Here is a 12,239-nt window from a genome sequence, read left to right on the forward strand (position 1 = left end):
ACATAAAGGCCAACAGGTAAACTGCTGGCCTTGGGTCTGTTAAAACTATTTTTCTAGTCCGAGTAACTCTATTTCAGCTATTTGTAATAGGCCGTCGTTATTGGCATTTTTACTGACACTAAGACGATAGCTTAAAAAAGCAAAACCATTATTAAACTCAAATGAGCGCCGCTCTAAACGTTCATCCCAGCTTTCACCAATCCACTTCGATACGAGTGTCCATGTTTGCCCACCATCATTTGAGCCTAATAAACTAAAGTTTTCAGGATCACGCTCTGGTGCATCATTAGCACTGGTGATAGCAAGTCCACTAACCGTTTGAGCTTCGCTGAAGTCAACTTGGATCCAAGCAGGATCTTCTGCTGTTGGCGGACCTTGCCAATCGTTGTGATCAAGCCATTTGGTTTCTTTATCATGATCAAATGCTTTATCTGCACTTTCTGCGTCCCCAATACTATAGCGGGCGCTAAATACATTGCCAGCTAGTGTGCTGAGATCGCTAAATGCATAATCAGGGCCAACTAAACCAACTTCTGCTAGTTGCACTAACCCATCATTATTAGCATTTTTACTAATGGCTAATCGATAGTAACTATATGCCAGCGCATTTGCTACCGGGAAACTTCTTTGTTCAAGTCGTTGCGCAAAACTTTCGCCAACCCAAGCACCTATACTAGACCAGTTTTCACCATCATTTGATGCTAATAACATAAATGAATCAGGATCACGCTCGGGAGCATCACCGGCACTGGTTAGTGTTAACGTATTAACGGCTTTTGCTTGTGGCAGCATCACTTGTATCCAAGCAGGATCTTCAGCTGTAGGTGGACCCTGCCAGTCATTATGATCGAGCCATTTGGTATTTAAATCACCATCGAATGCCTGAGCGGCACCTTCGCTATCGCTAATACTAAAACGTGCGCTATAGCTTGCCCCTGACATTTTACTGTGATCAGCTCCTGGTTGTTCAGGACCAATTAAACCAACTTCAGCGATTTGTAATAAACCATCATTATTCTTGTTTTTGGTCACTTCTAATCGATAACTATCAAACGCCAATTGGTTTTGAAAAGAAAATGTTTTCCTCTGACCTCTTTCTTCGAATGATTCACCCACCCAGCTTGCAAGTTTTTGCCATGTTGTACCGGCATCATTTGAAGCTAAAATAGCGAAGTTTTCAGGGTCACGCTCTGGTGCATCATTTGCACTAATAATCATTAACTGATCAACCGCGACAGGGCTTGCAAAGTCCATTTGTATCCATGATGGTTTCTCTTCACTTGGCGCTCCTTGCCAATCATTATGGTCTAACCATTTCGTTGCAGCGTCATTATCAAATGCTTTATCATGATTCTCAGCATCGCCAATGCTGTTACTTGCACTAGCTGTACCGCTGCTTGTATCGGTATGATCCACACTACTAAAAACAGGGCCAACCATTTGAATTTCTGACAATTGAACTAAGCCATCATTGTTTTTATTTTTAGTAATGTTGAGGCGGTAACTCGAATACTTTTGTCCATTGATAAAGCTAAACTCTTGACGAGTAAGGCGCTCATCAAATGATGCACCTACGATATTTGCAAGTGTTAGCCAAGTTTCGCCGCCATCATTAGAGCCAACTACAGTGAAGTTTTCAGGGTCACGCTCAGGAGCGTCATTGGCACTGGTAATAAACACACTATTAACCGCCTGTGGCGTAGCAAAATCAACTTGTATCCAAGATGGTTCTGCCTCTGTTGGGGCACCAAGCCAGTCATTATGGTCAAGCCATTTAGTGTCAAGGTTGTTATCAAATGCTTTACTCGCGCTTTCTGCATCACTGATTGCATTTCTTGCTGAATAAACAGCATCGACTAAATTGGCTGACGTTGTCACTTCCTGCAGTGGGCCGGTTGAAAGCGCTTCATCGAACAATGGCAAAGACAAATCAACGATTGAATCTGCGCTCAAACCCAACTCAGTTGTTAAAGGATGAATACTGATGGCATCATAAATACGCTGGCGAAACGCTGCTAATGCTTCGCTATCTTCTAAAAGTGCAGCGCTGATATTTTGTTTTGCGTTGTCCATTATCAATTTTAGACTTTCAGATTCACTAAATTGAGCAAATGACGCATTTAACAGCGAAAGTTTAATCGTTGCTTCATCGGCATATTGAGGCGGGCATTGTTGCTCAGCACTGTCGCTATCTTCACACGTTTCATCGCTGATGAAGTTTTCAAGTTTATCGGCACTGATCACTGGTATCGAAAAAACATTGGTATTACCGGTTTGCCAGCCCATAGCCCGCAGTAATAACGCTGACATCTGCGCTTTTGCCAACTCCATTAGCTCAGGCGTTGATACATTGCGCCCTTGTGCAATTTGCTGTTCAACCAGCTCTGTTGCTAGTGTAGTTAACGCGTTCACTTGCAAGTTAGTATCTGCAACTGCATCCGCATTATTTCCATAGGGCACTTGCAATAACCCCAATGTTGAAAATTCGGTTCCTGCAATTGCTGCACTGCTGGTTGCTTGTGTGAATTCTGCATCACCACAACGCATAGCATCACAAAGCATTGTAGCGCCATCCCCTGTAGCAATCGTCAGTTTAACAGTGGCATTGATACCAAAACCTGCGTCGCTAGTCAGCTCAATAAAAAAGTCACCTTGTTGATCTGTTTTATTAACCGAGCCTTGTGCCAGATTACTGCCATTAAGTGCTATGACTGATACATCCGCATTGGTGACAACGCCTTTGATTATGGTTCCTGCGATTTGTGCATGCGTTATGTCTGGCGTGACGGGAACATTGTTTGCTTGCGGATCATTGCTCGAACCACCACATCCGCTCAGTAAACTTGCTGCAAGTAACGAGGTTCCTGCAAGTTGAAATAGATTAAATTTATACATAATTTTGCCTTTAATAATCAGGTGCCGATATTAATTACTTATCAAATTTTGTAATGATCAGAATCGATAGGTAAGCCCAGCATAATAACGACGACCACTGTAGCTACTGCTGCGAAGCCGTGCCTCGCTATCGTCACCGTAGTAAGTGCGTGATTCTTCTTTTGTTAAATTGATGACGGATGCTGAAAGCACTAAATTTTCCATCACACTGAATGACGCATTTAAGTCAACTTGCTGATAAGGCTCTTGCGATACGGTTAAGCCATCAGCTAACCCTAAAGCCATTTTTCCACGACGATTATACGATGCGCGAACACTATAATTATCGTCTTCAAAATAAGCTGAAAAGTTAAATTGGTCATCAGCACTGCCTACTAAAGCTGACTCACCGACTTTTTCACCATCAACACTAACGTCTGCTTGATTGGTATCATTGAGTGTGTAATTGGCATTAATACCAAAGCCATTCTCAAATGCGTGCTGAGCAAATAATTCAATGCCGCGTGAGGTTGCATTCGTGCCATTAGCTGTGGTTGTAAATGGCGATACAGTGATAGGTCCTGACGGAACAATTTCTTCACCTGTATAAGGGTTTGTAAAACCATCAAATGGGCGTTCAGAGGTAATGATCAAAGGCACTATGAAGTTATCAACGTCCTTGTTAAATAATGCGATCCCTACAGCAGAGCCCATGCCATAATAATATTCAGCAGACAAATCTAATTGTACTGATTCAAACGGTTGTAATGCTTTATTACCACCAGAACCACTCCAACCTTGATCAACTGGGTTCCCTCTAAACTCTAGTCTGTCGTCAGCCCACTCTTGTGAAATAAAAGTGAGTTGTTCAGGCGCGCCTAAATCATTAAAAGGAGCCCGTGACATTGTTTTGGCCGCGGCAGCACGTATTACAAGTGAGTCACTGGCTTCCCAAACAAGATTAAGGCTAGGTAGAAAACGATCGTCTTTAACAGAGCGTAATGTAGTAGTTTCAACATCAACTAAACGTTCATCGCCTAAAATATCCTCTCCCGTGGCATCATTTATATCGTCTAAGAAGTAGTTAATTTTGTCTGATGACATTATTTGTGTTTGCGTTTCTACATAACGTACACCAACATTGCCGCGAAAATCGCCAAACGAAAAATCGGCTTGCAAGTAAGCGGCTGTAATTTCTTCTTCGATATCAAAAACAAAATCGGGTTCACGGCGGGTATATTTAACATATTCATTAGTGACAATATCTCGGTACTGCTGCCAATTGATGGTTGGCATAGTATTGACTTCAAAGCCGCCGGCAATATTCTTTTCAGACTCCTTGTTTAATATATCCTCAAGGTTTGGCATTCCGCCAATCCATTGATAAGCTACTTCATCTATTGCCCCTTGGCTAAATGGATCTAGATCACCACTGGCAATACGATCCGCACCATCTTGAGTAATAAAGAATGTGTTATTAGTTTCACGGTGCAAACTGGCTTTACGATGCTTAACCCCTACGCGTAATGTATCAACAATGCCATAAGCAATATGGTAGTCTAAATCAAGTTGGCCATAATCTTCTTTTAAATCACTGACGATAAAACTTGAACCTGTCGAACCTGGATCGGGATCGCCAGCAATGCCTGCTTGTAAATTTGCCAGTAATGCAGGATCTGCATACATAGAAACACGATCGCCTAAGCGCCAACCTGCAAATGAGGCTGCATTTTCATTTTTACCTGAATCACTACGACTGCCAGGCTGGCCACTTTTATATGCCGCATTAAATGATTCTGAAGGTCCACCGCTTGCTTCTGTACGGCCAAATTTACCTTTAAGGTCAAACACATCGCCAGCGTATTCAAATGCAAAATCATAGGTATCTGAGGTGTCTTTTTCTTCTGTGTAACCACCTACGATCCAAGGAAATTCTAAATTACCTTCACTGCCACTTGCGCCACTGGTAAAGTCCATGCCAGTCACAATTGAACCGGTTTCATCAAGGGTGACACCGGTTAAATAATCAGGGTTATATTTCCACTCAGGGATCATCAGTTGAGAAGTCGTGCGATCTTGACCTAATTCAAAATGGAAATGATTAAATGTGAGCTCTAAATTATCTGTTGGACGCCATTGCAGCGTAGCCTGTATACCAACCCGTTCACGTTTTTCTTTAGTAACGCCGACCCCAGCAACTTGAGGTGCCCAAACGCCATCATAAATATTGCCATACGCATCTTCTAATGCATCAAAACGTCGGGTACTGTCAGTTATTTCTTTACCATTTGTATCCGTTGCCGGTAAATCACTACCTGTTGCCCAGCGCCAACCTCCTGCACCAGACATATCACCTGTGAGAGTACGATTTGTACGGTCTTGCTTTGTATAGCCTAGTAATAGACCGAAGTTTTCATCGTCGTTTTTCCATGAGTAAACGCCGCTAAAATTAGGCTCATATTCTTCAGTCACATCTGCATATGTATATTCAACGTTAAATGCACCAGAGTTTGCTTCCATATCTAAGGGAGTGCGACTATGTAAAATAACCGTACCACCCACGCCGCCCTCATCTAAGCGAGCTTCAGAGGATTTAAAAACTTCAACCGATTGCACCATAGTCGAAGGCAATAAAGAGTAGCTAAAAGAGCGAGATGGTGAGCCTGGTGATGAAGCAATAAAGTTTCCGTTAAGTTGTGTAAGCGTTAGATCAGATGACAAACCGCGAATGCTGACATTTTCGCCCTCACCACCACTGCGTGAAATCACCACACCGGGAACACGTTGCAATGAGTCAGCGACATTTTTATCGGGAAATTTGCCTATATCCTCTGCTGTGATTGCGTCTACAATCGAATTAGAAAGGCGCTTAATTGATAAATTCTCCGCCATTGAAGCGCGAATACCTCGTACTTCAATCACTTCCAAATCATTATTCTGAGCACTTTGCTCATCATTGGCAGCTACCGTGTTAAAGCTTGCCATAACCGCAAGTAATAGTGCTGATTTCTTAAAGCGCCTTGAAAGACCTGAAGCTCCCCGGCTGTTATTATTATTCATGTCTATCTCCAGTTTTGTGTGCGTTTTTTGTTGTGCTTGCTATATAACCCAGACATGTTAGCAACTGCTTATTGTTAAGATGGTTTAGAACAGGGTTAATATATTGTTAAACTACATTTCCAGAATAGGGTTCTGTTAAAGAAAGTGATAATAGAAATTCGGTTGCTAGCAGGACAAAATCGGCGTTTAGCTTAAAAATAGATCCATTTAATAGTTACCTCATTTATAGTGAAAAACTCAAGAGGAAGTTAATCTGACGTTTTTTTAGTATAAAAAACACGCAGCAATAAAATTTAACCCACTGAATATAAAGGGTGTATTTTATTATTATAGTAACGACCTTAATATTAAATAATTTATTGAAATTAGTCGCCTTAAGATTATGGAATTACGCAATGGGTAAAAATCTAGAGATCTGTTTGAATGCAGATGATCATATAAATTTAGCTAATAATGTAAAAACTGCATTCAAAGCAGGTGCAAGTCGCATCGAGCTGTGCGGTGCAATGTATTTTGTCGAAGTGAGTCAAAATTGAAACTGCAGCAACAACATTGTCCTCAAACGGCGAGTTACTTGTAATAATAAGGCCAATCGCGAAGATTAATTGCAAAGCCAACTCTCCTTGTGTTTGCTTTAAGTATCAGAAATATAAATAAAACGGGCATTCTTTTTAAAGAATGCCCTGTCAGATTTATAATCTTAATTAAGCTATTTAGAAATTATAATTAGCACCTAAATAAAACCTTCTTCCTGAATACTGATTATAGGTAAACCTATTCTCTTGTTTCCAATACCCTTCTTCGACTTCCTCAGTTAAATTAACCACAGAGGCTGTTAATGACAGTTGTTCAGTTAAATTATAAGCCGCGTTCAAATCTAACTGGCCATAATCTTTCGTATACATGTTGTAACCTTTATGAATGCCATTAGCACGATCATCTTTCCAGTTATAAGAGGCACGAACACTAAAGTCATCATTTTCATAATAAACTGATATGTTGTATTGATGCTTAGCAGTCCCAGGGATTTCAGCCTCTGTTTTTTCACCCTCATTGGTAACTTCACTGGTGCTAGTGTCCGTAAAGGTGTAGTTAGCTAAAACACCAAATCCACTTTCAAATGAATGCTGGAAAAAAAGCTCTATACCTGTTGACTGGGCTTCACCTCCCCCCACTTTAGTATTCATTTCTACTTCAATCGGTCCATTACAGCAATCGTGCTCACGCTGTACAATTTCGAGAGAAGAAATCGGCAAATTAGAAATATCTTTATTGAATAAAGTAGCGCCTAAAGCAGAGCCGTCGCCATAATACCACTCAATACCTAAATCTAGCTGATCTGACAGCATAGGATCTAAACCTGTATTAACCGAAGTACCTCTACCGCGACCAGTCCACGAATCGGGTGAGTTGATATTAACCGGTGGCCCATAGGACTCAGCTTGACTCAAATCAGAATAACTAACACGTGACATAGCGCGTGCTGCTGCAAAACGCACAACAATATCATCGTTCACGTCCCATGCTAAATTCAAGCTAGGGAGCCACTCCCCATCGTCACTTAAGCGCTCATTAGGAACCGTGTCATTGCTATCTTGGCCTATAACATCATCATAGGTTAGTGTACTTAGTTCAGTATTAACGTAACGAACACCAAAGTTACCTCTCAGATCACGCCATTGAAAATTGCTTTGTGCATAGACCGACCAAATATTTTCCTCTAAGGTATACGTTCCAGATAATGTTGGAACTACAGTAGGACTAAAGTTATTTAGCAGATACTGGTCTAAAGCAGCGAAATCAAAAGCAAGGAAATCAAAAGCACCTGTGTTACCGGCACTATTATCAATAATGGTGTCACTTACTAAACTTTCTGCGTCTGGGTGAAAGTCAGGATTGTGGAACCATTCAGTACCAGGTAAATAACCTCGGTAACCACCGTTATCAGCGATGCCATCATCCCAACGAAAATCATTTCTTATACCTTTAATTTCATGTTGTCGATACTTTGCTCCGACAAAAAAACTGGTAAAAAAATCACCATCAAACTCTATTTTAAGATCCGATTGAATGTAATCTTCAGAATCTTTATTTTCTGATGAATAAGAATCAAACCAATCATAGTATTGGTATGCTTGTTTATCTTTTGATAAATCTGTGGAAACTTCGTAGCTAGGCCTACCATTTTCTATATTAAAAAACCAACTGTTTACAGAGCCTTGACGAGCATCTATGTTTGCGTAAGTTTCTTTTGATGTACCACCTTTAGCTTCGGTATGACCAACTTGGACTGAAAGCGAATAACCATTTCCATAATAAGTCGCATCAAAATCAAAAGAGTTTGATTGTGATTCACCAAAACGTTCTCTTGCGGTCAATTGAGGTGATAAAAGCCCGCGCCGTACTGGAACGCCATTGTTGACATCCGCATCCCCCCAGTTATTATCATTTAATAAACCATTATCTGCATTACCATAAGCAACAACAGTGTCTCCATCTAGCTTAACCCCGAAATATGGATTGTGATTATCATTCCATTCCGCGAAAAACACTTCTTGTCCTGTTTGATCATAACCAAGTTTAGCGCCAAAATAGTTAAAATTTAGGTCTAAGTTATCGGTTGGCATCCATTGGATCGCCAGCTGATAACCATCACGCGTGCGATCTTGGTTGGCATTTTTTACATGCATACCCGATGGTGCCCATACATTGTTATAAACCTCACCTGTTGCTTGATCTACAATTGCTGGCTGGTCTGCACCTTCAACTGTATCTGAGTAAAAACGCCAGCCTGACGCAACATTAGAGACTGTTGTAACAGTTCTATCTTGGCGTGTATAACCGGCTAAAATACCGAAACTTTCATCATCATTCTTCCATGAATAAAGCATATTAAGTTGAGGTTGTAAGTCCTCAGAAACATCATCGTAAGTTGCTTCGACACTTAAAGCGCCTGAATTTTGCTCCATCTCTAGCGGCTTGCGAGTGTTTAAAATAACAGTCCCACCAATACCACCTTCATCTATGCGAGCTTCTGCACTTTTATAAACTTCCACGCTACTAATCATGCTTGATGGTAATAATGCATAATTGAAGCTTCTACTCGGTACGCCTGTATCTGATGAAGCAAGGTAATTACCATTGAGTTGGGTTAGTGTCCAATCTGGAGATGTGCCACGAATACTTACTCGACTACCTTCGCCACCATCACGGTCAATAAGTACACCTGGAACTCGCTGTAACGAATCTGCGACGTTTTTATCTGGGAATTTGCCAATGTCTTCCGCTGTAATTGCATCAACATTTGCTGTAGATAGCCTTTTAATCGCAAGATTTTGCGCTGCTGATGAGCGTATGCCACGAACTTCAATTACTTCAAATTCATTATCAACTTGTTGCTCTTGAGCAATTACTATATTACTTGATGCCAATACAGCTATGCACAGTGCTGTCTTTTTAAAATTATCACTAAATCGCGCTTCATTACTGGTTCTAGTATTGCTCATGCCAATTTCCTTTATTATTGTGTGTGCTTGGTTATATTTATTCACATTAAAGCCCTTCACAAAACGAATCTGTAATACTCAGATCATTTCGCAGAGGGTTAATGGCCTGTTAAAGTGCATTTCCAGAATAGGGTTCTGTTAAAGAAAGTGATAATAGAAATTCGGTTGCTAGCAGGACAAAATCGGCGTTTAGCTTAAAAATAGATCCATTTAATAGTTACCTCATTTATAGTGAAAAACTCAAGAGGAAGTTAATCTGACGTTTTTTTAGTATAAAAAACACGCAGCAATAGAATTTAACCCACTGAATATAAAGGGTATATTTTATTATTATAGTAACGACCTTAATATTAAATAATTTATTGAAATTAGTCGCCTTAAGATTAAGGAATTACATGATGGGTAAAAATTTAGAAATTTGCTTAAATGCAGATGATCATATTAATCTCATTAATAATGTAAAAACTGCATTCAAAGCAGGTGCAAGTCGCATCGAGCTGTGCGGTGCAATGCATCTTGCTGGACTAAGTCCAACGGCAGGTGAAATTGAAACTGCAGCAAAAGCATTACCCTCAAATGGCGAGTTGCTGGTGATGGTAAGGCCAATCGCGGAGCACTTTAATGTTGATGCCGCATTACTGAAAACCATGACTAGTCAGATAACACGCGCAGCACAATTAGGTGCCACTGGTGTGGTATTTGGCGCTATTGCAAACAATGAGCTTGATGTAGCAGCCACAGCTAAACTGGTTGAATGCGCTCAACGAAATCAACTCGCAACAACCTTTCACCGTGCCTTTGATTGTATTACTAATAGCCGCAGCGCGATTAAAATGTTAACTAATCTAGGGGTTGATCGTATTCTTAGTAATGGCACACACTGGGCTGATAACAGCAATGTAATGCATGGCCTGAAACAGCTACAGAGCATCATTGCTGACGCGAATGGACAAATTGAGATCGTTATCGGTGGCGGTGTAACTGCTAACAATGCACACATTTTGTGGCAGCTTGGCAGCGAACATTTAATATCATTACATGCTTATTCAGGGGTACTTAATAGTGCTGGTTTAGTAGACCCATTATTAATAAACGCTATTTTACAAAGATCAGATAACGAGCAGAGCAAACATGACTAATCAACCTCATTCCCCGTTATTTTTAGGTATCGATGGCGGCGGCACCAAATGCCTAGTAAGACTTGAAAACGACCGTGGTGGATTGCTTGCGGTAGCACAAAGTGGCCCAGCTAATATTGCCACCTCAGTGACGGTTGCCCAACAATCTATTCTTGCGGCCACTGCACTTGCCTTACAAAAAGCGAACCTTCCAGCCAGTGCTATTTCTAGAATTAATGCTTTTGCAGGTCTTGCTGGTGCGGGATTAAATGGTGCAAAAAATACCATGGCGCAATGGCAACACCCCTTTGCACAATTTAATTTTTCGACTGATTTGCACATAGCCTGTCAAGGTGCGCATGGTGATGGTAGCGGTGCAATTATTATATTAGGTACTGGATTTTGTGCCGGTGCGATAAAAGGTAACTCAATTATTGAATTAGGAGGCCATGGTTTATTATTAAGTGACGGTGCAAGCGGAAGTTGGATCGGTTTAAGTTTATTTAGATACACATTAGAAGTGTTAGACGAAATGTCGCCTTTAAGTCCGCTGATCCAATGTTTATTAACAGAGCTTAACTGCGACAATAGTAGTTCGCTGACTGAGCAAGCACATAATGCAAAACCTGCCTACTTTGCCAGTTTTGCTCCTTTGGTGTTCAAAATGCAAGGGGATCCTGTCGCACATATGATATTAACCCAAGCAGCCGAATTTATTACCCGCTATATCGAACATTTAGTTAAGCTTGGCTATCAAAGGATTACATTGATGGGCGGTACCGCAAAAGCAATTACGCCTTGGTTATCATACACAACACAAAGCTATTTATGCGATGCACAACGCTCGCCTGAGCAAGGTGCAATTCAATTAGCTAAATTGCACCTCTAACGTTCAATATGAGCACGCATCTGTGATGGAATTTCACCAAATAAGCGTCTGAATTGCTTACTAAAATAACTAGGTTCAGCAAAGCCACATTGATAGGCTATTTGTGAAATCGGTAAACGCGTTTCAACCAGTAACTTACGGGCATTTTCGAGGCGTATTTCATTAATAAATTGGTTCGGTGTTTTTGCCAAATGTTTTTTAAAACGCCGCTCTAGTGCACTTACGGATAAGTGCGCAAGTTCGGCTAATTCTTCAATACAAATATTGCTATGATAATGCTCGCGAATATAATTAACCGGACCTTCAATGGCTCTGACATGAGAAAGCGCCTTGGAGGTTTTCTGTAAATGGCGTGTAATCCCATACGTACCAAGTAGATTACCCTGATCATCACAAATCATTTTTTTCGATGTTGAAAACCAAGCTAATTCACCATTTGATGTCTGATTTAATTCTAATCGGTCCGTCACAATATAGCCGTTCATAACCCGTTTGTCGTCATTCACATATTGAAATGCAAGATGCTTTGAAGAAAAATCGAAATCCGTTTTAAGCAAAATTTGCTCTAATGATTTATACCCTTGATGCTCAATAAAGTGCTGATTAGCATGCAAAATTCTACTTTCGGTATCTTTTACCCAAAATAGAATATCAGGCAGCAAATCAAATGCAGCAATCAATTGCTTTACACCAGCTTTATCAATAATCGTCTCAACATCCATACTATAAATCTCTATAAACCAGAATTTATTAATAATATATAAAACGCCGATTTTATTGCATTGTCAACCG

General features: G+C 40.6%; 7 protein-coding genes. 3 read left to right on the forward strand and 4 right to left on the reverse strand.

The window, feature by feature from the left end:
- Positions 1-45 precede the first annotated feature (45 nt).
- Both A7968_RS02230 and A7968_RS02235 read right to left on the reverse strand, forming a co-directional pair.
- Positions 46-2,895: a discoidin domain-containing protein gene (locus A7968_RS02230; RefSeq protein WP_064664936.1), complete on the reverse strand. Its 2,850-nt coding sequence runs from the start codon at positions 2,893-2,895 to the stop codon at positions 46-48.
- Between the two features lie 57 nt (positions 2,896-2,952).
- On the reverse strand, positions 2,953-5,934 hold the full coding sequence (locus A7968_RS02235; RefSeq protein WP_064664937.1) for a TonB-dependent receptor: 2,982 nt from the start codon (positions 5,932-5,934) through the stop codon (positions 2,953-2,955).
- 395 nt (positions 5,935-6,329) lie between these two features.
- Here A7968_RS02235 and A7968_RS23090 point away from each other — a divergent pair, with 395 nt between their 5' ends.
- Positions 6,330-6,470, forward strand: a complete 141-nt coding sequence (locus A7968_RS23090) for a hypothetical protein (protein WP_157586614.1) — start codon at positions 6,330-6,332, stop codon at positions 6,468-6,470.
- Positions 6,471-6,647: 177 nt separating this feature from the next.
- Here A7968_RS23090 and A7968_RS02240 read toward each other — a convergent pair whose 3' ends face one another.
- Positions 6,648-9,440 (reverse strand): TonB-dependent receptor, encoded by a 2,793-nt coding sequence (locus A7968_RS02240; protein WP_064664938.1) that lies wholly within the window; start codon positions 9,438-9,440, stop codon positions 6,648-6,650.
- A 395-nt stretch (positions 9,441-9,835) separates the two neighbouring features.
- Here A7968_RS02240 and A7968_RS02245 point away from each other — a divergent pair, with 395 nt between their 5' ends.
- On the forward strand, positions 9,836-10,579 hold the full coding sequence (locus A7968_RS02245) for a copper homeostasis protein CutC (protein ID WP_064664939.1): 744 nt from the start codon (positions 9,836-9,838) through the stop codon (positions 10,577-10,579).
- Positions 10,572-11,447 (forward strand): glucosamine kinase nucleotide-binding domain-containing protein, encoded by an 876-nt coding sequence (locus A7968_RS02250; RefSeq protein ID WP_064664940.1) that lies wholly within the window; start codon positions 10,572-10,574, stop codon positions 11,445-11,447. Before A7968_RS02245 ends, A7968_RS02250 begins: the two co-directional genes overlap by 8 nt.
- On the opposite strand, the gene A7968_RS02255 is transcribed toward A7968_RS02250, so the two are convergent.
- The gene (locus tag A7968_RS02255; RefSeq protein WP_064664941.1) at positions 11,444-12,169 is read right to left on the reverse strand and encodes an AraC family transcriptional regulator; all 726 of its coding nucleotides are present in this window, start codon (positions 12,167-12,169) and stop codon (positions 11,444-11,446) included. The genes A7968_RS02250 and A7968_RS02255 overlap by 4 nt on opposite strands.
- Positions 12,170-12,239 lie beyond the last annotated feature (70 nt).

The sequence above is a fragment of the Pseudoalteromonas prydzensis genome (genome assembly GCF_001661495.1).
Lineage (GTDB): Bacteria > Pseudomonadota > Gammaproteobacteria > Enterobacterales > Alteromonadaceae > Pseudoalteromonas > Pseudoalteromonas prydzensis.

Bases quoted from the DNA above. Each gene is read 5' to 3' on its own strand.
- A7968_RS02230 (WP_064664936.1), bottom strand. From the start codon at position 2,895: ATGTATAAATTTAATCTATTTCAACTTGCAGGAACCTCGTTACTTGCA.
- A7968_RS02250 (WP_064664940.1), top strand. From the start codon at position 10,572: ATGACTAATCAACCTCATTCCCCGTTATTTTTAGGTATCGATGGCGGC.
- A7968_RS23090 (WP_157586614.1), top strand. From the start codon at position 6,330: ATGGGTAAAAATCTAGAGATCTGTTTGAATGCAGATGATCATATAAAT.
- A7968_RS02245 (WP_064664939.1), top strand. From the start codon at position 9,836: ATGATGGGTAAAAATTTAGAAATTTGCTTAAATGCAGATGATCATATT.
- A7968_RS02235 (WP_064664937.1), bottom strand. From the start codon at position 5,934: ATGAATAATAATAACAGCCGGGGAGCTTCAGGTCTTTCAAGGCGCTTT.
- A7968_RS02255 (WP_064664941.1), bottom strand. From the start codon at position 12,169: ATGGATGTTGAGACGATTATTGATAAAGCTGGTGTAAAGCAATTGATT.
- A7968_RS02240 (WP_064664938.1), bottom strand. From the start codon at position 9,440: ATGAGCAATACTAGAACCAGTAATGAAGCGCGATTTAGTGATAATTTT.